The organism is Pollutibacter soli (genome assembly GCA_029269725.1).
Taxonomy (GTDB): Bacteria; Bacteroidota; Bacteroidia; order Chitinophagales; family Chitinophagaceae; genus Pollutibacter; species Pollutibacter soli.
Map to the genome: position 1 here is coordinate 1 of JARJHS010000008.1, position 26792 is coordinate 26792.

Here is a 26792-nt window from a genome sequence, read left to right on the forward strand (position 1 = left end):
TCTATGTACTGGTAATAATCGCCAAGAAGAACTTCCAATTAAAGCAATCGATATATGAAATACTTCAAGTGTTCAGTATATCAATTTTTGATAAAACACCAATACATTCTCTGTTCTCCAATCCAACTCAGCAACAAAATTTTAAAAACAGTAATGATAACCAATTGAAAATCTTTGACTAAAGACGCAACGCTAGTGACAACGAACAACTAACAACTACTCCGTCCTTCCCTTTAAATCATCTCCACCTTCCACATTCCTTCTTCTCTTATTAAATGTATCTTTTCCAAAATTGAAATTGAATGCCAATCCAACACGACGTGTATCGCGTACCTGGTAATTGGCAGCTTCACTGCCTTCTGCGATAATAATATCTTTGAATTTCAGACTCCAGAAAATATCATCGACGGTGAGTTTGACATTGCCCTTGCCCTTGAGTACTTTTTTCTGCAGCGCGAAATTCACATACCAACGGGGTTCCATGATGCGTTGAATGTTGATCACCCGATGCGTATATCTTCCGGACAATTCCGCACTCCAGTCTTTTTTAAAGGTGAACATATTGATCGCCTGTACCCGGAACGCATTGATGTTTTGCGCGAGATCCTGGCCATAGATCTCACCCTGTGTTTTGAAATTCGCGACCGCAAGCATAAAATTCATGCGCCACCATTTTACTATCGGGATCTGGAAGTTCATTGTCGTTACCAGCATCCGACGCATCGCCGCATTTTCAGGCCGCGTGATGTAGAAGCTGTCTACCACTCCTGTAGCAGAGAAAATGGCATCATCATAGCGTTCATATCCCAGCGAGAACATAAACCATTGTTTATAGTTATAGTTCATTTCCGCCTGGAAATTATACGCCGGCATGAGGTATGGATTTCCTGTGCGGAAATTGTACTGATCGATAAATACCAAAAACGGATTGAGTTGCTGATAATAAGGTCGGCTGATCCTTCGTGCTACATTCACCGAAATTTTTTGCCTGGTTGCACTATCGAGTAAATAACTCACATAAACACTCGGGAATAACCCGGAGTAGTTTCTTTTGACAATACTTTCCTGGACACGTGAATTCGCCAGCAGGTGACCTTCAGTGTTGGTATTCTCTATTCTCAATCCAATTTGTGAACTCCATTTTTTCCAATCTTTTTTGCCGTTGACATAGAGCGCATTGATATTCTCTTTATACACAAAGTGATTCGATTTGGATGGATCAAAACTGCTTCCACCGTTGATCATATCATAGTATTCGGAGTTGTTGTCATTTTTTACCCAGCTGGATTTATAACCTGCAGAAAAGCTAAACCTGTTTTTCATCGGGTAACTGTAATCGGCTTTCAGCACATAGATGTCCAGCGTTGAAGGCAGTGCATACCTGAACGTATAGCTACTGTCGCCGGCAGGAGAAAAAGAGTTCACATAATTGTTGAATACCTGGTCGGCGTCGTTATTGTACCGGATATAGTTGGCTTCCGCAGAAATTTCATGCCCGGTATTATTGAACTTATGCAGCCCGTTGGCATTGATGTTATACTGACCCCATTTGTATCTGCCATTCATAGTACCATAAGCATCGGCTTCGGGATTCAATCCAGACTCACCAAAATAATTATCGTACACCATCTCTTCTTTGCGGGTTCTGAAATAACCCAGGAACTGCATTCCAAATGAAGTTTTTTGCGTCAGGTTATAGTCAAAACCTATCCGCGCATTTCCATCATTTCCCCAATCGGTTCTGTAATTCAGGAACGTCGCTTTGGAAGTGATGGCGTGCGCAGAGTCGTAATACGTGCGGTAATTTCTTTCATCGGTGAAACCTTTTTCATCATTGAAACTGAAATTGCCAAACAGCGCGAATTTTTTTGTGTTGTAATTCAGGTTTAATGAATTGTACCAACGGTTGCTTATACCCTGTGAAAAGCTGGAGGAAAGGTTGCCTGTAAAACCCGCCTGTTTATTTTTTTTGAACCGGATATTGATTACTGCGCCACCGGCTGCATCATAGCGTGCAGGCGGATTGGTGATGAGTTCGATCTTATCGATGGTTGCGCCGGGAATTGATCGCAGGTATGCAGCAAGATCAGCTGTTGACATATAGGTTTGCCTTCCTTCGATCAATACCAGAACGCCTGCTTTATTATTTAGCGATATTTCACCATCTGCAGTTATCGCAACACCAGGCGTTTTTTCAAGCAGCTCCAGTACATTGCTGGTGGCCGCAGTGATCATAGCGTCAACGTTTACCACGGTCTTGTCGATTTCTCTTTCCAGCAAAGGTTTTTTCGCATTGACAATAACTTCCTTCAGATTTTTTTCGCTGTCTGGTGTCAGAATAATTACCGGAATTTTATAGTTCATCTGCCCCGTACTCAGATCAACTGTTGTGCCGCTATAACGTAAGTGGCCCTTCGCATTAATCTCAATGCAGTATCGATCGGCAGAAAGTCCATTAAAAACAAAACGGCCATTATCACGGGAAATTTTTCTTTGTACAATGGTTGAATCCGAAATCCGGATCAGTTTGATTTCTGCACCGGAAACCGCCTCCTGCTGAATATCTTTTATAAGTCCGATGATTTCTCCCGTGCCTGTCTGTGCGTCGGTCGTAAAAGCAGTCAGTGTGAAAAGCAAAGCCGTTACTAAAAAGATCCTGGTCATGGCTGAAGTATTTTTGGTCATGCAACAAATATTCAGCGCTTCAGAGTGCCTTGAAAATTATATTGATGTACATATGCTTTACCTTGTCAGAACCGGTGTTAGGCATGACGAAGGATTTGGTCATTGATTAGCCTGTTTCCGACAGGAATAAGGCTGTGTTCGACCTTAATGTTTTGATACCGATGAGGGGTAGTTAAGTTTGTAATAAGATTTGTATAATGAAAAGTAATTCGACAGAACAGACTGGCAGAGAATTCCCGATTCGATGGTTTAGTAGGATAGCATTAACGTTGTTTATCAGCGGATTGATTTTATTCTTTGCGCATTTCTATTTTGGAGTAGTTAAAAATGTGCCTCAGGAAAAAATTTCGTTCGGTGCAGTTATCTATTTTGTTGTATTAATGGTTGCGGGTCGATTTATCGCTTTATGGTGGACAAGCAGGAATGAGAAATTTTCCGGAAGGGCAGTGGCGATGATTTCGGGCTTTTTGGTGATCGCCATCATTGCCACTTTTTTTGTTGCGGGTATTACATCACATTCGGATGTCTTCACCAGTGTAATGTTTGCGGGAATTCCTTTTACGATAGTTGCTCTGATGACGGGCATGCTCCTGAGAACTATTCGTGCGGGTATCCGAAGCCGTGTGAATATTGCAGAGACGCGTGCAGAGAAGTCCAATACTGAGTTGAGGATGTTGCAGAATCAGTTAAGCCCGCATTTTTTATTCAACACTTTGAATAACCTCTATGGGATGTCGCTCACGCAACAGGATAAGGTTCCGGGAATGATTTTGAAATTATCCGACCTTTTGAGGTATTCTGTATATGAAGGCAAACAGGAACTGGTACCGTTGAAGAGCGAAGTGGATTATCTGAAAGATTATATCGATTTTGAAATCATTCGCATTGGCGAAAAATTGAAAGGTCATATCTATCTGGAGGAATTATCGGATAGCAGTATCCAGATTGCTCCGCTGGTGCTGATTGTATTTGTGGAAAATGCGTTCAAACATTCAAAAAATACTACCGATAGTGAAATTTATATTGATATTACACTTAAAACCTGGAATGGTTGGGTGTTGTTTTCGATAAGGAATTCTGTAGATCGTACAATTAAAGAGGGTGAGGTTCTGCGAAGAGAGTCTGGAATCGGGCTGGAAAATGTGCGGAAAAGGCTCAAACTGCAATACCCGAATGAGCATGAACTTGATATTCAGCAGGGAGAAAAATATTACCAGGTCAATATGAAACTGAAAATCAAATAAACTGATGGTGCGTTGTGTAATAACTGATGATGAACCGATCGCGAGGGATATAATAGTAAAATTCTGCGGTCATTTTCCTGAGCTGCATATTCTGGCCATCTGCGCCAATGCACTTGAAGCAAAAAAGGTTTTACATCAGGAAGAAGTCGATCTGTTATTTCTGGATATCAATATGCCGGTGCTGGATGGAATTTCTTTTTTAAAAACCCTTCGCAACCCACCCCAGGTTATTTTTACAACAGCTTATAAGGAATATGCGTTGAATGCTTTTGATCTTTCTGCGGTGGACTATCTGCTGAAACCTTTTTCTCTGGAGAGGTTCATGGTTGCTGTCGATAAGGCGTTGGATAAGATTTCAGGCACCAGAGGCAAGGCCGAAGAGCCGACTGTAGGCGCAGTGGAAGACGCGTTATTTGTGAAGGCAGATGGGAAAATATTCAGGATTCAGTTTCGTGATATGGTTTATGCAGAAGCCAATGGCAATTACACCAAAATCGTTTGTAAAAATCAAACAGTAATGCCAATGACGAGCTTCAGCAGCTTTGAAGAACAGTTGCCGAAGTCACTTTTTATAAGAATACACCGGTCATTCATCATAAATAAAAACTTAATCACTCTGATAGAAGGGAACCGGGTTTTTGTCAACGGTTTAGAAATTCCGATAGGAAGTAATTATAAAGAAACCTTTATGCGGGAACTTAAGCTGTAATGGTGAGCAGTCTTTGTCCGCGGGTATTCATGCATTGTTAAAACCGGGGGCATCTTGCCGCGTCCAGCGACGACCTTTCGCTATTCACAAAAGCCTTCCACGACATAGTCAGTTCAAATCCGCCGCGGCCCTGGCTGGCTGTCATTAGTTTTGAGTAATTGAGATCATAGCTGAAGCCCACATTAAAACTGTTGTATTCCAGTTGTACAACAGGAACCAATGCATCACCCACGCGAAGCATGGCTCCCAACCCGACAGCGATATGGTTCAATCCTTCGGGTGCATCGGTCATGTCATTGAAAATGTAAGAGACAATTCCGCCACCAATAATTTCGGTGTATGCGCCTTGCTTTACATAATTGAATTCAGAACTGAGCCGGACGACATCTGAAATCATAACCCTTATACCTGCATTCCCCTGCCATTTCGGACTAAGTTGAATTTCTTCATTGATAAATCTTTCCGTTGGTTTGTTGAAATGCCATAATGAGGCGCCCACATAAAAATTTCCAATCTCACCAATATTGCTGTTGAAACTCATGCCTACCGCCATATCGGCGAAGGTTCTTTTCATTCCCGAGAATATTTCCCCGGTCGGAGCCGAAGGATCATATCCGCGGGATGATGAATACTGATTATCGAACGTCAGGTCTTTTGCATTAAAACTCCGCTGAACAACCCCACCCATAAATCCGAGCGACAGGTATCTGTTTCTTTCAGCATCTAACGACTTGTGAAAATTAACAGCCGGCATCAATTGAAAAGTTTTCAAACGACTGCTTCCCGCAACATCATAAAATGAATTAATTCCCAGAGTGAGAAAATCATCCGCTCTGCCGACAGGCATTTTGTACTCGCCACTGACGATCGAAGTCTGAAAAGGCACTCCTAATGATTGCCACTGGTTCCTGTACGCAATCTGCACACGAACATCACCCGTGAAAATCCCCGCCAGCGCAGGGTTCCGCATCAGCGGAGTTTCATAAAACTGCGATAAGTGTACATCCTGCGCCTTTACAGGCTGCAATTGAAACATCGCTGCCGACATCAGTAAGAGTAGATATTTTTTCATCTCTATTGAGTTAAACGTGAAACGTTCAATGTTGAACGTTATCTGTTGACATTCATGGTTACATAGGGAATTTCATTGGGATTGATATTGCGTTGTTCGATGATCATTGTTCGTTCTTTGTTATTCGTTCATCGTTTAATGTTCATCGTTAGAGCCGGACAGATTGAAGTTCATAAACTTCATTTTAGCCGCTTAGGCTTACGTTCTACGTTTACCGTTAAACTATTTCTTTCGCCATTTTTCCGGATTCGGTTTCTGTGCAATCATTTTCGCAGCGGATATGATTGATAATGATTTGTTTGCTCTGTTGAATCCAACAACTGAAATGGATGTTGATCTGAGCCTGTTACGAGTTTTGTTCATTTGTTTTATTTATAAGTGCTACCAATTGCGTTGTACGTTAAACGTTGTACGTTAAACGTTATCTTTTCTATTTCATAGTGTTTTCTGAATTTCATAGACCAGACTGTGTCCGCTTAGGCTAACGTTTCACGTTTCACGTTCCACGTTTCACGTTCCACGTTTTACGTTTCACGTTTAACGTACTATCATAATGCTTCCACTCTTATCAATCCTCTGTCCATTATCACAAACCATCTGTATCGAGTACACGAATACTCCGGATGGAAGTTTCTGACCTTTATACACACCATCCCATCCTGCTTTTTTATCATCGATATTGAAATCTTTATTTTCAAAAACCAGTTCTCCCCACCGATTGAATATGCGGAGATACTTCACGCTTCTTATTCCTTTACCACGTGGATAGAAGATATCATTGGCTCCATCTCCATTCGGCGTAAAGGTGTTCGGTATGAATACATCTTTATCTGAACAGGCAAGTGATACACGCAGGTCGTCGCTGGCTTTACATCCCTGTGCATTTGCAACTGTGAGCTTGTAAGTAATTGCCGAGATCGGGCTCGCCACCGGCGCCGGGCAATTGGTACAGCTCAATGTATTCGATGGCGCCCAGGTATAGCTGACCACATCATTGCTCACTTTGCTGTTGATAATAAAAGAGTCGCCACTGTATACTGAAGTATCACGACCCAGTTCAACTTCCGGTAGTGGGATTACTGTTATGGTTACCTGTTGTTCGCTGGTGAAGCACTGGTCGGTTCCATATCCTGTTACTGTATAGGTTGTTGTTACTTCCGGTTTGGCAATCGTTTCTGCAGTATTGATGCTGCTTAACCCGGTTGCAGGCGTCCATGTATAACTAACCGCGCCGGTTGCCCTGAGTGTTACCTGTTCGCCAATACAAATCGTTTTATTTTCCGTTGCACGGATGGTGAATGGTTGTGTTACTCTTACTCTCACTGTATCGGTGTCGGTACACCCTTCTTCAGATGTTACAGTAACGGTGTATACAACATCAGTGAGGGGAGTTGCCACAGGATTTGCGATTGAAGGATCTGACAAACCACGGACCGGAGTCCAGCTGTATTTCACACCGCCACCTGCAATCAATTGTGTTGATTGACCACGGCATATTTTAATATCCCGCGTATTTAAAGTGACCGTAGGTTTTGGATTCACAACGAGTGTAAATATGGCTGTATCCGGGCACGAACCGACAGCTGTTCCTGTCAGTATAATATGATAGGTTCCCGCAGTATTGAATTGTTGGGTTGGAGGTAGTTGCTGATCAGAGTGATTTCCATTCGCAAAATCCCATGACCATTGTTCAACATTCCCGGTCGCAGTAGCGCGGAAGTTAACGCTGCTACCAATACAAATCGACGCTGGTCCTGAAATTCTAATGACAGGTTTGGCGACAACCTTGATGGTGTCATCAAAAACAGATGTGCATCCGGAAGCAGTTTTCACCGTTAATCTGACAGGATATTGTCCCGGCTGGTTAAATGTTACAGTCGGGTTACGGTCAGCGCTTTGTGGTAACGCATTCCCAAAATTCCAGTTGAAGCTATTGGCTGTTGCTGTGGAGGTGTTTGTGAAATGTGCCGTGAATGGCGCGCATCCGGATTTCGCGTTCAATGTAAACCCAGCGACCGGATTTTTAACCGATTCTATTTCAATGGTATCTTTTGCACTGACAACAGTACATCCGTCACTTACACTTACCATCACCTGTTGCTTACCCGCGACAGGAATAAAGCTGACCTGGTTATTGTCCGAACCAGGTACGGACCAGGCGTACTGATAGCCTGCGCCCATTCCTCCGTTCGCTGTTGCAATCAGCGAAATTGTACCGCCCTCGCAAACGATCGGAGTACCTGATATTTTCACGGTCAACGGTGCTCGTCGGGTGATGGTAACTGTTACCGTACTATCACATCCTGCAGCATTCACAAATGTCTTGCGGAAAACCCCGCTTCGGGTAGTTGTATCTCCCCAGGGAAGCGTATAAATTTCACCGGTGCATTGTGTAACCTGTATCGACGATGCTGTCGCGATTTTATTTGACAGCACCAGTGTTGTGATAAGACTATCACATCCCCTGGTATTCTTCACTGTATCCAGATATGTTCCCGGTAATGTAATAGTGAATCCCGATGGCAGCTTGTATAAAGTACCCATACAAACTGAAGCTGTCACTGATTTTCTTTCCGCAGTTTCCACCAGCAATTTGATTGTCGTGATGATACTGTCGCAACCTCCGGCACCACGGATGGTATCCGAATAGTTACCTGCCAGATTTGTTTTCCTGCCCGAAGGGAATGTATAGGTGTCGCCAAAGCATATCGAGGCATTGATGTCTTTCCTGGTCACGGGGATTAATCTCAATTGTATGGTGTAGAGAATACTATCACAACCCAGATTATTTCTCAATGTATCCAGGTGTCGGCCCGCAGTATTCACTGTTTTACCAGATGGCAACAGGTAACTGTTACCGGTACAGATAGCTATCTGCAGGTTTTCTTTTACCGGATCAAACACCTTCAGCTCCACCGTATAAATAACACTGTCGCAACCGGCGATATATTTCAATGTATCCAGGTACTGATTTTGTTTTGATACAGATTTTCCGGATGGAAGAATATATAAGTTACCAGCGCAAATAGTTGTGCTGATGTTTTTCCGTACCACATCAACAACAGTAACGGTGATTGTTGAGATCAAACTGTCGCATCCGCGGATATTTCTTACAGTATCAATGTATGTTCCGGCTTTATCAAAAAGTGCACCGGAGGGAGCGGTGACTTTTGTTCCCGCACAGATACTTTGTGTGTTTGATTTTCTCGTGACATCGTCAATGCTTAATGTCACTGTGTTAATAATACTGTCGCAACCAAGATCTGTTCTGATAGTGTCAATGTATACCCCAGCTGCTTTTACTGGTCTGCCGGCGGGAAGTATATAAGTTCCACCTGCACAAATACTGGCATTGATTGATTTTTTTATTGCAGGTATCAGGATCAGATTGGTGGTGATAATCGCACTATCACATCCATTAAGAATACTTCTGAGCGTATCAACATATTTGCCTGCAGTTGTAACAGGTTTGCCGGAAGGAAGCGTATATGATTTTCCAGAACAGAAACTTGCGTTTACGGTCGTTTTTCCTGCGAGATATACATTGAGACTGACGGTTTGAATAAGACTGTCGCAACCACCGGCGTATTTTAATGTATCGGAATATATTCCTGCATTTGAAACTTTTTTTCCTGAAAGCAGCGTATAGCTTCCACCGGAACAGATGAGGGCAACAATGCTGTCCCGTTTCAGGTCAGCTAATGTTGTAGTAAGGTGTGTTATTACACTATCGCATCCTGAAACATATCTCACGGTGTCGCTCACCTGTCTCGCGGTATTTACGACAAGTCCGCTGGGTAGCGTGACTTTATCTCCGGCACACAATGCCACTTTTAATGTGACCTCATTCTTTTCCTGTACGGTAAGATTTAATGTAGTGATCAGGCTGGCGCAGCCGTTTGCGTTATACAGCGTATCTTTTATAGTTCCTGTTGTTCCCCATTTTTTACCTGAAGGAAGCGTGTACTGCTGACCTGCGCAGATATTTGCTTTAACTGTCGCAGTCTTGAATGAGTCGACCGCAACTTTTATTGTATCGGTAAATGTGCACCCTCCCAACTGGATCTCCAGCCAGTAGATTCCCGGTTTCGTGACTTTGAATGTTGGATTGATTGAATTGTCTTGCCATTTGTAAGATGTGGCACCGCTAACAGTGGCATCAATTGTCCATGGCAGATTTGATTGACATATCGTGGTGTCATTGCCCAGCGGATGCAGATCTGTGCTGACCACAAGGAATGAATCCCTGATCATACATTGATCAAGAAGAATATCCACCCAGTAATAGCCAGGTGTTGACGTATAGATGTAATAATCGGTAGCGCCTGTATTCCATTTGTATTTTTCACCGCGGCCACGATATGCACTCAACGTGACTTTATCAACATTACATAAAGCCTGTGTTTGTAATGATTTCTTTTCTATCGGTGTAATGAAAAGATCGAGGGTATCCCGTGCAATACAATTCTTGTATTTTACTTCCACCCAATGTTTGCCAGAATAACTGAATGTTGCTTTCGGTGTTGCGGAACCGTTACTCCAGTAGTAAGTTGCTCCGTCATGCGAAGTTGCATTCAACTGTATACTTGCCCCGTAAGTGCAAATACTGGTGTCTTCACCCAATTCAACAGAAGGCCGTGCAGGAACTGTAATCGTTTGCCAGGCGGTGTCTGTCTTTCCGCAAACTGTATTTTTAACTACGAGCCTTGCATTGTATGTTTTGTTGACCGTGAGTGCAGGGTACGCGAAAACCGGAGAAACTGCATTTGATTTCTGGTTATTATAACCAAAATCCCACTCATAAGCGATCGATGACCCGTAGGTGGAATTGTTTAAAAATTGTACTCCTTTGTCCTTTGTACAATCAAACTGCGTATCAAAATTGGCGACGGCAATACATACATTACCGGGTAAACAGGTGTCCACATGTTTTACTGAAGAGATATTCAATTCGATTTTCCCGGTTACATATTGATTGTACATATTCACCTCCGGAGTAAACACCTGGATATAGTAGCTCGTTTTCGGAGCCAGACATTTATAAGTGTTTTTCGTTAATGCATCCTGTACGCAACTCTGCTCCTGCATAGCTCCGCAGTTGCCTGTCATCATGCGGTATTTTATTTCTGATGATCCTGCATTTGTAGTTTCATTGATGAAAACAGTAACATCCAGCGTATCCTTTCCTTCAACATCGATCCTGTACCAGCTGGACTTGTATTTCGCAGTGCTTGCTCCGGGTGGACAGGAAAGCGTAGGATTGAATTCGCCATAGTCGGTACCTATTGTGTGGCAGTCAACTGAAAGCTCAACGATCTTTGTTGAAATACTTGTGAGTGTAGTTACCACCGGCCGGCTACAGAAGTCACCTGCTTGTTCCTCCATCCTAATTTCCGGATACACATCTTCAGTCGTTGCACCACATCCTGTAATCATGATATAATACGTACCTGGCTCGATGCATTGTGTTCCGAAATTATCCGCGTTTGTGCTGGTACTGGGTCGGTGCTTTAAACCTTTGTTTGTGGAATCACCCGGAATTACTTCTTTAAAAAGCTGGATGTAATAATCTCCGGAATATTTAAGCGTATTGTTAAGAACTGCTCTGTAATTGAGAACGCCGGTTACACTGGTTTTGAATTTGTACCATAATGTTTTCTGACAGTTGTATGCATATTGCGGGTCAGTGAGATCGCCGGTTGCACAGGTCAGGTTATCGGTTTCTCCTTTTTTCGTTGTACCCGGTGATATTGTTCCCATATCACTGGTTTGATAATAATGATCGAATTTTGTTCTGGGTACGCTCGCAGAATCCACCAGCACTGATACTTCCACCTGGTGATTAGGCTGCATATAGTATGAGTTCGCGTAAGGATATGGATTATTGTTTTCTACGATGATATAATAGCGGGTAGGAACAAACGAACAGGGTTCTACAAAGAAGTCCACCTCGTTGTAACCCGTACAGTAATAATAGTAGTTGTTGTTTTTTACAAAGCTGAGGCCTTGCGTAAGTGTCGAATCAACGCCTCCGCCACTGACAAGCTCGACAAAAGAAAGTTTTCCGTCAGCGTCTGTTTTATAAATCGAAAACGGATACTGGTAAGTCTTGCCAGGTGTTTTATTTTCAACCTTGACTTTTACCGTTCCCGGTTTATCTATCTGAAAGGAATACCATAGATTTCGTCTGTCTATGGTATACCAGTCGGGAGATGTTGCATTATCGGGATGTAAGACGTTGTTTGTTTTGTCGAGGTAAATATTGTCATTTACGGCTGATCCGCAGGCAGATGTATTAGGATCTTTTTCGCGTGCACCTGTTGTGCAATAAAAGAAATCATTGCTGGGGGCGCGATCTTTATTCAACGGGTTTACTTCACCCTTTTTGCCGTTATACCAGGTGCTGTCCGCTTTTACAACTCCAAAATCATATGCATTTTTGGCATGATCAAAACGGGAGTAACCCACCTTATCAATGTATATCGATGGCGTTACATTGTGACAGTACGTTCTGGACTCAGAAAAAATGGCAAGCGTGTACGTGCCCGGCAGCAACCGGCATATCTGGATCTGTCCTTGTTTATTCAGACATTCCTGCAGCAGCCCTTCTGACGTCATTTTCGTGCTGTCTTTTCTGACGTCAAATGGAAATACAGTACCCCAATACCCTTTGGTATCAATCTGCAGATAGCTTTCCTGTGTTGTGGTAAACACATAATAAGCTACATGTTTCATATCCGGAGAACATGCTTTAATCGGATGCTTTGAAAATGGCGTATCAGGAGTACAATTGAAGTTTTCGGTACGAAGATTATAAGTCTGATAAGTTACCGGATAGGCAGCAGTAGAATTTGATTGTGCACCCCATTCAATCAGGTAGGGTTTTTTTGTATTGGTGTCGATGGATGCTTTATAAGGTCGGTTGAACTGCGGTTGTGGACAGGCTTCTGCAAGCGTGATGGTAATCTGATTTGAAAATCCTACTTCTGAAACCTGCGTATTGAATTTGCCCAATGGATCAGAATAAGAAGGTCCATAGGTTGATGCAATGATGGTGTACCAGCCGGCAGGAAGTGGATTACACTGGTCGGTAACCCCACCATTTTTGAAGCAACTGCTCCAGCCGGCAACGGGAGAAAGCTTATCAACTCCATCGGTGATTTTGCCATTCAGTAATGTAAGATAACCGGCATAATTATAGTAGTATCCGATTCCTGCACTGATATTGATCAGCGACGGTTTGCTGAGATAGAACTGGCGGAAAATATGTTTCGTATAACCGTTACAGGTAGTAAGGTTTTTGATCATGTCGCCATTGTCTTTACAGCTGAATGTGTCGATGTCGCTGTAAAGAGTCATTGAGCCTTTCTTCATTGCAGTATCCCAGATACTGCCCATGTTCTGCGCTGTAGCTGGTGTAAAGTGCTCAGTGGTATAAGTTGCGGTTGTATATTTTATATTCGATGCAGTACCGATAAAACCAGGCCCTCCGAATGTCGCATGGGTGTAAGTTCCGGGAGTGACACATGCCGAAGTTCCGGAGTTGGAATACCACATACAATTCGTCCATTGTTTAAGCCCGGTAATTCGCTGCGGGAAACTGAATTTATTCTGTGCAGTAGCAAGCGCATTGGCATCGCCCTGGTATAAAATGGAATAGGGAATGGTGGCCTCTGAAAAGATGATGCTCATACTATCTTTCACAGAGAACTCACGATAGATAACTTTGGTAGTATCGTTATTGTAATTACAGACAATTCCTGCAGGAAGCACGGTATTAGCGCAACCAAAAGTGTCGGGCTTGGCTGTATATGAAGTATTGTTTTTCAAGGGTTGCATTTCTCCTCCGGAGACATTGATAAAGTCAACTTTATCTTCCGCAGCAAGAGAGAACTTATTTGATGGATTAACCGTTTTTGCTACCATATAAACATTGACGGTCTGCCCAAGGCTGCTCATCAGGCACTGGGTATAATTCCCGGTATAAAAATTACTTGTATAAAAATTAGTTGCAGGAACGGCGCTATCGGATCCCATCACCTGTAATACATAGTTCCCCGGATCAAGACAAGGTAGCGTATTGTTGTACTGATACGTTGCAATCAGATTTGCCGGATCAAGATCAGTACAATCTGTAGTCAGGCTTTGTTTGTAAACACGTAATAAAATATAAGGGCTGCATGACTGTGTCGCGTAAATCTGGAGAGTCGTGGTTTTGGCAAGTGTAAAACTGAAAAAGGTACTTAGGTTATATCGTGTGTTATTGAAAATGACACCTTTCTCCGGCATCGATTTCGGGCAGCTATGTTCGCTGTGTCGGGCGTTACATGCCAGCTGATCTGAAAAATTATGACTCACTCCATTATTATCTGAAGTGATTACACCCAGTTTATTTGAAGCGGGCATGGTCGTTACAGGGTTATGACCTTTAGTTGGTCCTGTACCATCCCACACCAATGCAAGTTTGTAATCTTCAATAACATCTTTATGAAACAGTAACTGGACAGTATAAACCTTGTTGGTTTTCAACTGTCCGCAACTGTATATTTTTCTGTCATAGCCATAATAACCGCCGATAAGACTATCACAACCTCCAATCTGTGTAAGTCCGCCAGTCCCTGCTGCCGCTGTTACATCACCTTCATACAAACGATATCCCACAACGCGACGCGGATAGTTGTAAACCATGTTAGAAGGTCCGAGCCAGACACTGAAGTAGTCAAAATAATCAGGTGTGGTGAACGTATGCCATGTACTTTTAGTAAAGTCTTTGAAGGATCCGTTGGGAAGACACACTTCACCTGCATTTTCGATCGACTGGCACTCCACATGAAAGGTGTTTACAGTCATTCTGTTTGCAGACACCTTGCCGAATTTCATAGCCGTTTTAGGCTTATCATATTCTGCTCCTGTTGTATCTGTGACATCGAGAGTTATATAGATCGGACCATTAGCATTGTTATTTGAACTCACCTGAATCAGGTAGTCGCCTTTATCAATACAGGGATGTTGCGTCCAACCGAAAGTTTCAATCGGCGTAAACTTGGTGGCGAGTTCGGGATTGCCGGGAAGACATTGATTGGTTTTAAAAACAGCGAATCCCACATTGCCTGCCTGTATCGCACTTCCGTTCTGACTGAGTGTTACCCTTACTGCCCGTGTTGTGGGAAGTGAAAATTTATACCAAACTGTTTTTTTATTGATTCCACCCGTGCTGAATGATTGAACAAAATATTCTCCGGTCTGTGTTGTTGCTTTAGTCAGATCAGATTGTGCGGAAGTGAATTTCCCCAAACCGAATCCATCACTGCCGAAAGCGATTTCCGTGGCTTTGCTGCAGTCATTATTTGCTGGTTGAGCAACTGCGCCAATGCAAAAGAATAACGTTATAAGCAGAAAGAAAACCTTCCTCAGCCGGAGATAAATGCTTCGTGAATCGACATATCGGTTGTTCCTAACAGTTATTGCAGGACGGGGATGGATCATGGGTTAATACTTTCGGGTTTCAGCAACAGAAGACTGTTGCAGGGTCAGCATCGGAGGATGGATAGATGGTGTTTCCCGGAGTGGATACGCGGCTTGAAATCGTTATTGACAGCGAATAAGCTTTACAGAATCAGGTTAAAATTCCGCAGGTAAGTCAGAGGACAGGGAGATGTTAAAGGTTCGTAAAAATAACAGACAGATTCCGATTTTGCAAACCGGGATGTTAAACGTTAAGGTTCAACGTTCAACGTATAACGTAAGTAACGCCTTCTTTTGCGAGTTCTACTTCAGGGAATACCAGTTCAGCTTCCTGGCGGAAGGCATCCAGTTCTTCATATTTGCTGCTGAAATGCCCGAGGATCAGTTTTTTTACGCCGGCAGTTTTTGCAATGGTGGCCGCTTCTTTTGCTGTTGAATGAAATCTTTCACGTGCGCGCTCCCTCATTTCATCGAGATACGTCGCTTCGTGATAAAGCAGACCACAACCTTTTACAATTTCTGCTATTGATTCATCATAAGAGGTATCGGCAGTGTATGCGTAAGAGTAAGAGGGTGGTGAAGGTTTGGTCACCTCTTCATTTTTTGTCAATATCCCTTCGGAACTGGTATAATCTTCACCTTCTTTCAGGTGAGGATAAAAACTGGTAGGAACGCCAGCTTTCACTGCTTTATCAGGATCTACTTTTCTTGGTTTCGGTTTCTCACGGAAAAGAAATCCCCAGCAGGGAATCCGATGCCTTACTTTGAAACTATGAACAGTAATTTTTCTTTCATCAACCAGCAAACCGGGTTCGCCCAGCGGATGAAAATGTAAAGAGTAAGACAGATGTGCCTCACCAACTTTAAACTGCAGGTCAAGAATCTCTTTCAACGGAGCAGGAGCATAGATATGCAGCGGCTCTGTTCTGCTCGTTAAATTAAAACTGTTCAAAAGTCCCGGCAATCCGAAGTAATGATCTCCGTGGAGATGAGAAATAAATATGTGATTGATACGACTTCTCCGGATTTTATACCGGTTCATCTGAATCTGTGTGCCCTCACCACAATCCACCAGGAACAGGTGATCTTCGGTGGTAATTACCTGGGATGTCGGATGCCTGTCGTGCATCGGAAGAGCAGAATTATTTCCCAGGATGGTTACAGCCAGCATAATTTGTCGCGAGTCAGTAGTCGGAACCCTGCCTGCAGGCAGCACCAGGTGGATAAATTGAACTCCTGGGAATTACAAATCCTTACTGATTCTCTTTTGTTTTATTTAACAGATTCAATTCAACTTTTATTTCAATCTGCGCGAAATTCCTTTTTGAATTTCTGCAGTATAATTCCTTTACGTTTAAATAATGTGCCGCACGGAGCGTGAACGTTTTAATGCCCTTGCAATTACAGATGAATCTGGCATTTTTCACCGACACATTAGGCGTTGTTTTTCCAACTACATCAAATTACTTATATCACCTCACACCTTCGGCCTGATGCAAACAGGATGTTTCTACCGCAACACGAACGTTTCCTCCCGTTGCAACTGAAGATGAAGCAGGCATTCGCAAAAGCTAACTTATCACTTTCAGCCTTCAACTTTCAACTGCTGCTTACTACTCACTACTCACTTCACAGATCCAGTTCCCTCTCAATTTCCTCCATCTGCACGATATCCCATGCTTCACTTTCCGTGGGGGTAGTATTGAGTAATTCAAGAATCTCCTGTTTATCGAGCCACTCTTCAAGCGACGGCTGAAGGCAGCAAAGCACAAGGGATTGTTGTTTTTCGTACGATTGCTGTTGCTCTGCTGCAAGCGATTCGGCTGCCGGGGCATCCATAGCGATTACGGCAGACATATTGATGATCACATTGCCTGTAACATTTTCACGCGTTTTGTCTAGTATCTGCTTCCATTCTTCTGTCATATTGCCAGAAAAAACGGGCTCCTGTATAGTTATGACATGAAATTTTTCCTTGGTATCAATTTTGACATTCATCCATTCAATATTTCAACTTTTGTTTTTTCCGAGGATACTCTGCATTTCGGAAATGGAAAGGATCACGGCTCGCACATGCCAAACGCCTCACAACTAATTGAGACCTACCATACAATAAATGCGATAGCATCTGAGTTCTAAGAACATAAGTCAAAAATATTCGTTATTATTGTATTGCTTCAAAAAATAAATCATGCGCTAATGGATAATAATTTTTCGGCCCAGGTTAAAGAAATAATTTCTTTTAGCAGGGAAGAAGCGCTGAGGTTGGGTAATGATTTTATCGGTACCGAGCATTTATTACTCGGTTTGATCAGGGAAGGAGAAAATACGGCCGTTAAAATCCTTAAAAATCTTAACGTAGATCTTTACGAACTCCGCAAGGAAGTTGAATTGGCTGTGAAGGATAAAACCGGAAAAAACATAGCTAATATCAACAGTCTGCCTTTAACCAGGCAAGCGGAAAAAGTGATACGGGTAACCGTTCTGGAAGCAAAGGCACTGAAAAGTCCTACTGTTGAAACGGAACACCTGATGCTTTCTATCCTGAAGAATAAAGAAAATATTGCAACGCAAATCTTAAATCAATTTGACGTGGACTACGATCTCTTCCGTAATGAACTAGGCGTGGTGAAAAGCAATGATGTCCGGAGCGAGTACACTGATGATCCGGATGATGAATTTGATGATGAAAAGAAAAGCTATTCACAACGCGGAAAACAACAAGGCAGCGCCGCTGCAAAAAGCAAAACTCCGGTACTCGACAATTTCGGCAGGGATATTACTCGCCTCGCTGAAATGGGATCTCTTGATCCTATAGTAGGCCGTGAGGCAGAAATTGAAAGGGTATCACAGATCCTATCACGCCGCAAAAAGAATAACCCGATCCTGATCGGTGAACCAGGTGTGGGTAAAACAGCTATCGTGGAAGGTCTTGCACTGCGCATCGTGCAGCGCAAAGTGTCCCGTGTTCTGTTTGATAAACGTGTAGTATCACTTGATCTGGCAGCATTGGTTGCGGGTACTAAATACCGTGGTCAGTTTGAAGAAAGAATGAAAGCGATCATGAATGAACTCGAGAAGAACAGGGATGTGATTCTCTTCATTGATGAAATCCATACAATTGTTGGTGCCGGTGGCGCGAGCGGTTCGCTGGATGCTTCCAACATCTTCAAACCTGCGCTCAGCCGTGGTGAACTTCAATGTATAGGTGCATCTACTCTTGATGAGTACCGCATGTATATAGAAAAAGATGGAGCATTGGATCGTCGTTTTCAGAAAGTGATGGTAGATCCGCCAAGTGTGGATGAAACTATCCAGATACTGAATAATATCAAGTCGAAATACGAAGACTATCACAATGTGAATTATACTGAAGATGCCATCGACGCCTGTGTGAAACTAAGCGATCGTTATATCACCGATCGTCTGTTGCCGGACAAGGCTATCGACGTGATGGATGAAGTTGGCGCAAGAGTTCACCTGAAAAATATCAATGTTCCTGAAGAAATTCTGGATCTGGAAAAGAAGATCGAGGATATCAAGCAGGAAAAAAATAAAGTAGTGAAGAGCCAGCGCTTTGAAGAAGCAGCTTCTCTCCGCGATAACGAAAAACGTTTGCAGGAAGAGCTTGAAAAGGCAAAGAACAACTGGGAAGAGGAAAGCAAACATAAACGTTTTCCGATCACTGATGAGGCCATTGCTGAAGTAGTGAGCATGATGACGGGTATTCCGGTAAAACGCATGGTACAGGCGGAAACTGAAAAACTGCGTAACATGTCTGTTGACATGAAAGCGATGGTAGTAGGACAGGATGAAGCCATCGTCAAAGTGGTGAAAGCCATCCAGCGTAACCGCGTAGGTCTGAAAGATCCGAAGAAACCAATCGGCACATTTATCTTCCTTGGTCCGACCGGTGTCGGTAAAACTGAATTGGCGCGTGCGCTTTCCCGTTATATGTTCGACTCGGAAGATTCTTTAATCAGGATCGACATGAGTGAATACATGGAAAAATTCACAGTCAGCCGTTTGATCGGTGCGCCTCCCGGGTATGTCGGTTATGAAGAAGGTGGGCAGCTTACAGAAAAAGTGAGACGTAAACCTTACTCCGTAATCCTCCTGGATGAAATTGAAAAAGCGCATCCGGATATCTACAACATCCTCCTGCAGGTGCTGGATGATGGACAACTGACCGATGGTCTTGGCCGCAAAGTCGATTTCAAAAATACACTGATCATCATGACATCAAATATCGGTGTGCGCCAGTTGAAGGATTTCGGTGACGGTGTTGGTTTTGCAACAAATGCACGCCAGGCCACTTCTGATGAGAATAACAAAGCAGTAATTGAAAAAGCGCTGAAGCGTACATTCTCTCCTGAATTCCTCAACCGTGTGGATGATGTGGTGATCTTTAATTCACTTACGCGCGAGAATATATTCTCCATCATCGATATCCTGATGAAAGGTGTGATGAAACGTCTGTCAAATCTCGGGTTCTCTCTCGAGCTTACCGAAGACGCGAAGAATTTTATCGCTGATAAAGGATACGATTCACAATTCGGTGCAAGGCCATTACACAGGGCTATCCAGAAATACCTGGAAGATCCGCTGGCCGAAGAGATCCTCAACATGAGTATCAAACCCGGTGATGTAATGATCGCAGACCTGGATAAGGAGAATCAGAAAATCAGTTTCCGGCTGAAAGAAGATTCTGCCAAAGTGGAGAAATCTGAAGCTTAGGAATTTACAATCTTTAATAGTGAAGGTGCCTGAAAAAGTCGGGCACCTTTTTCGTTTAACGTGTAACGTTAAACGTTAAACGTTGAACGTTCAACGTTGAACGTTCAACCTTAGTTGTAACTTTGATTCGTAAACGATTTCAGCATGAGTACTCCCATAATCAACGTCCGCAATTTAACGATCGACGATTACAAAGAACTGAAAGCTGCAATGGTGCAGGCTTATGCAAGCATGGGAGGACAGTACTGGGGAGAAGCTGCACTCAACAGGTTGATCTCAAAATTTCCCGATGGGCAGGTAGTGATTACAGTGGATGACAAGGTTGTAGGGTGTGCGTTGTCGTTGATTGTGAATATGGAGCGATTCGGTGATAATCATACTTATCGTGATATCACGGGAAACTATAGTTTTGAAACGCATGACCCGAAAGGGGATACGCTGTATGGGATTGAAGTTTTTGTACATCCGGATTATCGTGGAATGCGACTGGCGAGAAGATTATATGAAGCAAGGAAAATTTTGTGCGATCGTTTGAACCTGAAAGCAATTATCGCTGGTGGAAGAATTCCGAAATATGGAATGTACGCGGATCAGATGTCGGCCAGAGATTACATAGATAAGGTAAAAAAGCGGGAAATTTTTGATCCTATTCTCAGCTTTCAGCTCGCAAATGATTTTCAGGTGAAAAAAGTACTGAGGAATTATTTACCTGAAGATGAGGAAAGTCGCGGCTATGCGACCCTGTTGGTATGGCACAATGTGTATCATATTACGGAACAGAATTATCTCCGGAGAAAAAAGGATATTGTTCGGATCGGAGTCGTGCAATGGCAGATGAGACCCTATCACGAGCTGAAAGATTTTCTTACACAGGTGGAGTATTTTGTCGATGCAGTGAGTGATTATCAGTCTGACTTTATTCTCTTCCCGGAATTGTTCAATGCACCGCTGATGATCAGGTACAATAATCTTGATGGCAGGGCCGCGATAAAAGAACTTGCCGGATTTACAGATTCGATTATTGATGCCATGAGTAAAATGGCCGTGAGTTATAACCTGAATATCATTGCCGGAAGTGTTCCTGAACTGAGGGACGGCAAAATTTATAATGTTTCGTATATACTTCAACGTAATGGAAAGATCGACAGCATTCCTAAAATTCATATCACTCCGTCTGAAGAGTACGACTGGAATATCCAGGGGGGTAACGAGATTAAAGTGATCGATACGGATGTAGCCCGGATTGGCGTACAGATATGCTATGATGTAGAGTTTCCGGAAATGACCAGAAAGCTTGCAGAGGATGGGATGGAGATATTATTTGTTCCGTTTCTGACCGACACACAAAATGCATACAACCGGGTTCGATTCTGCGCCCAGGCACGTGCAATAGAAAACGAATGTTTTGTTGCGATCGCAGGCAATGTCGGCAACCTGCCCAAGGTAACCAATGTGGACCTTCAGTTTGCACAATCAGCAGTGCTTACACCTTCTGATTTTGCATTTCCCGTCAATGGCGTTAAAGCGGAAGCAACGCCGAATACGGAAATGATTGTAGTAAGTGATGTTGACCTGTCATTGCTGACAGAGCTCCATAATTACGGCAGCGTACAAACGCTGAAAGACCGTCGTGTGGATTTGTATCAGCTACAGTTTTTAAAGACCTGACAGGTTTTCAAAACCCGTCAGGTCTGCAGCAGTCGGCTGTTGCCTATTGCCTGTTCACTATTGTCTCCTTTTGCCTATAAATACAGCGCTTCAAACTCCGCCAGCAAATCATCTCCTTTCTTCAGCTGCATATGATCCCCTGAAATCAGGTATCCGTCGGCGTTCGATAATGCTTTTAAAAATGCATCCTCCACTTTCATAATTTCAGCAGTGCACATCATACGTGTGCCCGCCTGAGGTCCGAGTTTCAGTTTGTCTGCAGTTGCTGATTCATAGCTTCCGGTAAACCTGTTGCATCCGGAACTTCCGGTTGATTTACCATCATAGAACCGGATAAATACATCATTCATTTGCGGAAGTTCCATACCTGGCATTTTCATCAGCTTCCAGCGTGTGTTGGTGAATAGTGCATTGGGCTTTGTATTGTTTTCGGGCATGGTTGTTTTTTTTGAACATGAAGTTGAGAATGCAATCAATAAGATCAATGCTAAAATATGTTTCATCTCTTTTTGTTTTTAACCAGATGAAAAGTTGTCGATTCTTACATAATTTAATGTTTCTGTGGCTATGTTTTTGGCTTTTGAAGTTATTTCTTGTGTGGGCAGAGGGCAGTGGTAACAACCGGAATTTGAGAATGGAGTTTTATAAACTAATTGATAAACGTTACTAAGTCCGTACAGAACAGGAATGTGACAGATGTCAGCGCTTTTAACTTTCGGTTAAAATTTTAATCTATTCAACTGGCTTTGCGACGATGAACAATAAACCTTGAACCATGAACTATGAAACTGCCGGCCGGCAGGCAGGCTGGCTGTTCAAACTGTGCCTGTGACTGTAAACTGTGAACTATATTTGCCCCATGCAAACCGAGATCGGTCATGACATCCATAAAGCCATTGAATTTCTGAAAGCCGGAGATGTTGTGGCTATTCCTACCGAGACGGTTTATGGTCTTGCTGGTAATGCATTAAATGAAGAAGCAATCGTCCGGATTTTCGAAGCCAAGCAACGGCCACGATTCAATCCTCTGATTGTACATGTAGCCTCATTTGACCAGGTGATCAATTTTGTACAGGACATTCCTGTCGACTGCACAAAACTCGCGGAGAAATTTTCGCCCGGCCCGATTTCATTTTTACTTAATAAGAAGGATATCATACCTGATCTTGTAACGGCTGGCAGCCCGAAAGTGGCGATTCGTATTCCTTCCCATCCGGTAACACTCGAAATATTAAAGCATACTGGATTTCCGCTTGCTGCGCCGAGTGCCAATCCATTCGGTTATGTGAGCCCGGTTAGTGCAGAGCATGTATTTGCCGGTCTGCACGACGTGATTCCATACATTCTTGATGGGGGACCCTGCCAGGTCGGCCTGGAGTCAACTATTGTAGGGTTTGAAGAAGAAAATATTACCGTATATCGTCTTGGAGGTGTCACTACGGAAGAAATACAACAGGTGACGGGTAAGCAGGTCAACCTTCAATTAAATCACGAACAGCCGGATACTCCTGGTCAGCTGAAAAGTCACTACGCTCCCAACTTACCTCTATGGGTAGGCGATGTTGACAGCCTGATGCAGGTACACACGGGCAAACGGATTGCTGTGATTGCTTTTAAGAAAAAGTATGTTTATCCCGAACCGGCGTTCCAGTTCACGCTTTCGCCCGAAGGCGATCTGCAGGAAGCTGCGAGAAATTTGTTCAGGGTTTTAAGAGAAGCAGATGCGCTTGATGCGGATATCATCCTTGCTGAAAGATTTCCTGAGTCCGGCCTTGGTCGTGCAATCAATGACAGGCTTACGAGAGCGAGTTTTATCGATCGTTAAGTTTGATCATTTGCCAGAATCGCGGTTGTTTTCTATGTGCCTATGTGGTGCAGAATTTTTTTGCACCACATAGGCACATAAAACACATAGAAATACTCCCCCACAAAAATTTACATTTGATTATAGCATGGCTAAACTGCCTGATACTACGTTTTACGTTTAACGTTATACGTTATACCACTCCATGTTTCTCCCGCATCTGCTTTATAAACGCAAACCCTTTTTCCGCCATATCCCATGGCGCTGAATACTCTCTCCAGACATTGATTGCATTAGCAAAATCGGGATCATTCCTGGTGAAAGCTTCTATCGTCAGCCATCCCGAATAATTTATGGCTGCAATGGAACTGAAGATATCATCCCATGGCAGGTGTCCGTCACCTGGAGTGCCACGATCGTTTTCGCTGATATGAATATGTGCGAGCACCGGTGAGATTCTTTTCAGCGCTTCACCAATCTTTTTCTCTTCGATATTGGCATGATGTGTATCGAACATCGCACGCACACGCGGATGATCAGCTTGATTAATCAATGTTGATAACTGGTCCATGGTGTTCACGAGATAGCATTCAAACCTGTTCAGCGCTTCAACTGCAAAGGTGATATCAGCCTGGGCTGCGTAGTCGCCTGCTTCACGGAGAACTTCTGCACTCCACCCGATTTCCTGATCACTTGGCGGCTGACGATTTGGAAAATACGCAAACGCAGAATGTATCGGACCACAGATAATACGTGAACCGATTGCCTGCGCGCAATCCACCGCATGTTTTAACTGATCAACGGCCTTCGCACGAACAGGTGCTGATGCACTGACAGCATTACCCTCAACGCTTCCACCCGTAACGCATGTGGCTTCCAGCCCGATCGATTTCAGATGTGCTCCGAATTTTCTATATACCTGAGGATCCGGTTCCGCCATGAATACTTCTATACCATCATAGCCGATCTTTTTTATTCGTTCAGCAATGGGGTAAAATTCATTTGGAATACCACCGTTCCATACCAGTAGGTTAAAGCCCGTCTTTATCATGAGTTGTCGGTTGTCAGTTGTCAGATCGTGTGATAATCTCTGACAATTTTAAAATTTTAATCTGGGAAAGAGTTTACATCCGCATCGTCTAACGTTCAACGTTAGACGTTTCCCGTCCTCACATACCACGGTAAGGAACATCCATCTTAAACTTCCCCTTCCAATGGTCGGGAACTTTTTTTCCAAGCGTCCAGAAGATGGCATTGATCACCATTCGTTGTAAAGATTCTTCTTTGAAATCTTCGGGATGCCCCAATGTGGTAAAAAATATTGTTGCGCCTTCCGGATTTTTCCATGTCCAGGCCACAGGGTTCTCAATGGCAGGTTGTGATTCAGGATCTACTGATTTTCCCATCAGCAACCAGTTTGCTCCTTTTACGGGATAGTCGGGAAGTGTTCTGTACAACCATGAGCGAACATGGAAGTCTGGGTTCACACCTTTAAGGATCGGATGATCTTTTGCAGCAGGAATACCAAATACATCTGTACTGCTGGTGTGTCCGTAATGTGTATGTTTGGCAACGCCGCCCCAGCCAGGAGGGGCACCAAATGCACGTTCACCGAATGCGTTCCATTTTTCCAATGGATCTCCTTTTGGATAATTGAATGCATGTGTTGTTGTTCTGAATCCGATCATTGGTTTGCCGGACTTCAGATAATCATCAATATGTTTTAATTGCTCTGCAGGGAGTCTTCTCCAGCGAAGAAAAAAGATGGCGAGGTCTGCTTCTTTTAAAGCTTCAAGCCCGGGAATATTTTCTTCTGCATTCTGATCCGGATAGGCCTTCAATACTTTTGTACGCATGCCATAGTTCTTTTCCAGTTCAGCAGCCAGCAGTGGCATAGTAGATTCGCCACTGTATTCATGATCGCCGGTAATGAAAACGATTAAAGGTTTTTTCTTTTCTTTCTGCGCACATGCAGAAACAGAAAACAGTAAGAGAAACATGGACGGAAACAGCATGCGCGTTACTGAATAGATCGTGAATGGAGCGGATGAAGGAAGCTTCATTTTCAATGGCATGGGCTATTTTTGAATATTGATCTTCGAATGTAATTAAAACAGATGTGAAAACTGCCAGCACAGTGCGTGACAGTTTCCTGTATTTTTCAATTATTAGAGGGGTGCAATTATTTCGGACCCGGCCCCTGAAAAGAGCAGATCATCATTTTTTTCAACTGATCTCAGGCCGTCTGTACAGTCGTAGATTCTTTTTGAATAGCCTGTTTATTGGATTTTTGCGGAAGCAGGGCTTTTAGAATCATTTTCTGAAGATTTAATTCAAAAAATTTATGGAGCAGATAAGCTAATAATAACGCAGCAATCACAGAAGGAATAATTATCAATACACTGCTGGAAAACTCCGGGTATCTTATTTTCAATGCATGTATAATGACATAGCCAATATTCTGATGCACTAAATAAAGTGTGTAGGAAATTGAGCCTAGAAATACTAATACAGGGATTTTTATAAATGATAAACGTCCTTTTACAAAGAGGAAAAATAACAGATATAAAATAGAAATCATCGCTGTCCCGATTAGTTTGCCATCATGCAACAAAGCAATTACATAAGTGGCTGCTAAAAGTGCATAGGCCAATTTGGAATTGATAGTTTCATTTTTCAATTTATAAAAAAGAATTCCTGCAATAAAATAGCTGCCGTATGGCAGATTCAGGTAGGTGTCTAAAGTTGACGGCAGGTTAAAAAAGTAGTCAACATAGATCAACGATAACCAGACACAACAAATGGCTGTAAGCCTTTTGAGATTTCCGGTGGCAATGATTATGGCAACCAAGGCATAAAATAAAATTTCACAGGCTAAAGTCCAGTAGGCCCCATCAACTGGTAATCCCCCCAAAAGCTTGGGTACCATGGTGAGATTTAAAAAGTAATTTTTTAAAGAGACAATTCGACCAGGTAAATTATATAACCTTGTTATGATGAATGTAATGGTCATTGCAATCCAAAAAACAGGATATAATCGCGCAAACCTTTTTATTATGAATTCTTTTGAAGATCGAACGTTGCTGGCGGTTACGATGATCACAAATCCGCTGATCATGAAGAATAAATGAACGCCATAGTAGCCAAAAAAAATGTCGTATTCAGGACTGAAGTTATGGCCGTATAAAAGTCTGTAATGTTCAGTATAGTGTGCTATCATTACCAAAAATGCCGCAATACCTCTCAACGCGTCTAACTCTCCAAACCTGTCTTTATTCATGTCAGCACACTAATTTTAGGATATTAAAATTTGCCGAAAGTACAAAATATTCCAACCCTGCGGGATAAAATCGATCATAAGGAGTTGAACTCGTTTGGATAATATTGTCATGTAGTAAAAAATTATAT

General features: G+C 42.9%; 15 protein-coding genes. 5 read left to right on the plus strand and 10 right to left on the minus strand.

Annotation, left to right across the window (positions count from 1 at the left end; genetic code table 11):
* Positions 1-216: 216 nt before the first annotated feature.
* A complete protein-coding gene (locus P2W82_RS18150) occupies positions 217-2685 on the minus strand; it encodes an outer membrane beta-barrel protein (protein WP_336517345.1) in 2469 nt (822 codons plus the stop codon).
* Positions 2686-2882: 197 nt separating this feature from the next.
* Between P2W82_RS18150 and P2W82_RS18155 the strand changes: the two genes are divergently transcribed.
* Together P2W82_RS18155 and P2W82_RS18160 are read left to right on the plus strand one after the other, a co-directional pair.
* Positions 2883-3929 carry a sensor histidine kinase gene (locus P2W82_RS18155; RefSeq protein WP_336517346.1) on the plus strand — a complete coding sequence of 349 codons (1047 nt, stop codon included), beginning with the start codon at positions 2883-2885 and terminating at the stop codon, positions 3927-3929.
* A 4-nt stretch (positions 3930-3933) separates the two neighbouring features.
* A complete protein-coding gene (locus P2W82_RS18160; protein ID WP_336517347.1) occupies positions 3934-4638 on the plus strand; it encodes a LytR/AlgR family response regulator transcription factor in 705 nt (234 codons plus the stop codon).
* A 37-nt stretch (positions 4639-4675) separates the two neighbouring features.
* Here the strand turns inward: P2W82_RS18160 and P2W82_RS18165 are convergent, their stop codons facing one another.
* From P2W82_RS18165 to P2W82_RS18185, 5 genes are all read right to left on the minus strand, one after another.
* Complete coding sequence (locus tag P2W82_RS18165) at positions 4676-5710, minus strand: PorP/SprF family type IX secretion system membrane protein (RefSeq protein ID WP_336517348.1); 1035 nt, start codon at positions 5708-5710, stop codon at positions 4676-4678.
* A gap of 222 nt (positions 5711-5932) precedes the next feature.
* A complete protein-coding gene (locus P2W82_RS18170) occupies positions 5933-6073 on the minus strand; it encodes a hypothetical protein (protein WP_336517349.1) in 141 nt (46 codons plus the stop codon).
* 174 nt (positions 6074-6247) lie between these two features.
* Entirely contained in the window at positions 6248-15196 is an 8949-nt protein-coding gene (locus P2W82_RS18175) for a PKD domain-containing protein (RefSeq protein ID WP_336517350.1), read from the minus strand.
* Between the two features lie 244 nt (positions 15197-15440).
* Positions 15441-16346 carry a ribonuclease Z gene (locus P2W82_RS18180; RefSeq protein ID WP_336517351.1) on the minus strand — a complete coding sequence of 302 codons (906 nt, stop codon included), beginning with the start codon at positions 16344-16346 and terminating at the stop codon, positions 15441-15443.
* Between the two features lie 458 nt (positions 16347-16804).
* Entirely contained in the window at positions 16805-17173 is a 369-nt protein-coding gene (locus tag P2W82_RS18185; RefSeq protein WP_336517352.1) for an STAS domain-containing protein, read from the minus strand.
* Positions 17174-17374: 201 nt separating this feature from the next.
* On the opposite strand from P2W82_RS18185, the gene P2W82_RS18190 reads away from it, so the two are divergent.
* Together P2W82_RS18190 and P2W82_RS18195 are read left to right on the plus strand one after the other, a co-directional pair.
* Positions 17375-19912 (plus strand): ATP-dependent Clp protease ATP-binding subunit, encoded by a 2538-nt coding sequence (locus P2W82_RS18190; protein ID WP_336517353.1) that lies wholly within the window; start codon positions 17375-17377, stop codon positions 19910-19912.
* A 144-nt stretch (positions 19913-20056) separates the two neighbouring features.
* Complete coding sequence (locus P2W82_RS18195) at positions 20057-21580, plus strand: bifunctional GNAT family N-acetyltransferase/carbon-nitrogen hydrolase family protein (protein WP_336517354.1); 1524 nt, start codon at positions 20057-20059, stop codon at positions 21578-21580.
* A gap of 74 nt (positions 21581-21654) precedes the next feature.
* On the opposite strand, the gene P2W82_RS18200 is transcribed toward P2W82_RS18195, so the two are convergent.
* The gene (locus P2W82_RS18200; protein ID WP_336517355.1) at positions 21655-22083 is read right to left on the minus strand and encodes an META domain-containing protein; all 429 of its coding nucleotides are present in this window, start codon (positions 22081-22083) and stop codon (positions 21655-21657) included.
* Positions 22084-22439: 356 nt separating this feature from the next.
* On the opposite strand from P2W82_RS18200, the gene P2W82_RS18205 reads away from it, so the two are divergent.
* Positions 22440-23405: an L-threonylcarbamoyladenylate synthase gene (locus P2W82_RS18205; protein WP_336517356.1), complete on the plus strand. Its 966-nt coding sequence runs from the start codon at positions 22440-22442 to the stop codon at positions 23403-23405.
* Between the two features lie 172 nt (positions 23406-23577).
* Here the strand turns inward: P2W82_RS18205 and P2W82_RS18210 are convergent, their stop codons facing one another.
* From P2W82_RS18210 to P2W82_RS18220, 3 genes are all read right to left on the minus strand, one after another.
* The gene (locus P2W82_RS18210; protein WP_336517357.1) at positions 23578-24435 is read right to left on the minus strand and encodes a sugar phosphate isomerase/epimerase family protein; all 858 of its coding nucleotides are present in this window, start codon (positions 24433-24435) and stop codon (positions 23578-23580) included.
* Positions 24436-24553: 118 nt separating this feature from the next.
* A complete protein-coding gene (locus P2W82_RS18215) occupies positions 24554-25459 on the minus strand; it encodes a ThuA domain-containing protein (protein ID WP_336517358.1) in 906 nt (301 codons plus the stop codon).
* A gap of 161 nt (positions 25460-25620) precedes the next feature.
* Positions 25621-26664: an acyltransferase family protein gene (locus P2W82_RS18220; RefSeq protein WP_336517359.1), complete on the minus strand. Its 1044-nt coding sequence runs from the start codon at positions 26662-26664 to the stop codon at positions 25621-25623.
* Positions 26665-26792: the final 128 nt, after the last annotated feature.

Bases quoted from the DNA above. Each gene is read 5' to 3' on its own strand.
- P2W82_RS18180 (WP_336517351.1), bottom strand. From the start codon at position 16,346: ATGCTGGCTGTAACCATCCTGGGAAATAATTCTGCTCTTCCGATGCAC.
- P2W82_RS18155 (WP_336517346.1), top strand. From the start codon at position 2,883: ATGAAAAGTAATTCGACAGAACAGACTGGCAGAGAATTCCCGATTCGA.
- P2W82_RS18205 (WP_336517356.1), top strand. From the start codon at position 22,440: ATGCAAACCGAGATCGGTCATGACATCCATAAAGCCATTGAATTTCTG.
- P2W82_RS18175 (WP_336517350.1), bottom strand. From the start codon at position 15,196: ATGATCCATCCCCGTCCTGCAATAACTGTTAGGAACAACCGATATGTC.
- P2W82_RS18210 (WP_336517357.1), bottom strand. From the start codon at position 24,435: ATGATAAAGACGGGCTTTAACCTACTGGTATGGAACGGTGGTATTCCA.
- P2W82_RS18195 (WP_336517354.1), top strand. From the start codon at position 20,057: ATGAGTACTCCCATAATCAACGTCCGCAATTTAACGATCGACGATTAC.
- P2W82_RS18185 (WP_336517352.1), bottom strand. From the start codon at position 17,173: ATGAATGTCAAAATTGATACCAAGGAAAAATTTCATGTCATAACTATA.
- P2W82_RS18215 (WP_336517358.1), bottom strand. From the start codon at position 25,459: ATGCCATTGAAAATGAAGCTTCCTTCATCCGCTCCATTCACGATCTAT.
- P2W82_RS18190 (WP_336517353.1), top strand. From the start codon at position 17,375: ATGGATAATAATTTTTCGGCCCAGGTTAAAGAAATAATTTCTTTTAGC.
- P2W82_RS18150 (WP_336517345.1), bottom strand. From the start codon at position 2,685: ATGACCAAAAATACTTCAGCCATGACCAGGATCTTTTTAGTAACGGCT.
- P2W82_RS18160 (WP_336517347.1), top strand. From the start codon at position 3,934: ATGGTGCGTTGTGTAATAACTGATGATGAACCGATCGCGAGGGATATA.
- P2W82_RS18200 (WP_336517355.1), bottom strand. From the start codon at position 22,083: ATGAAACATATTTTAGCATTGATCTTATTGATTGCATTCTCAACTTCA.
- P2W82_RS18170 (WP_336517349.1), bottom strand. From the start codon at position 6,073: ATGAACAAAACTCGTAACAGGCTCAGATCAACATCCATTTCAGTTGTT.
- P2W82_RS18220 (WP_336517359.1), bottom strand. From the start codon at position 26,664: ATGAATAAAGACAGGTTTGGAGAGTTAGACGCGTTGAGAGGTATTGCG.
- P2W82_RS18165 (WP_336517348.1), bottom strand. From the start codon at position 5,710: ATGAAAAAATATCTACTCTTACTGATGTCGGCAGCGATGTTTCAATTG.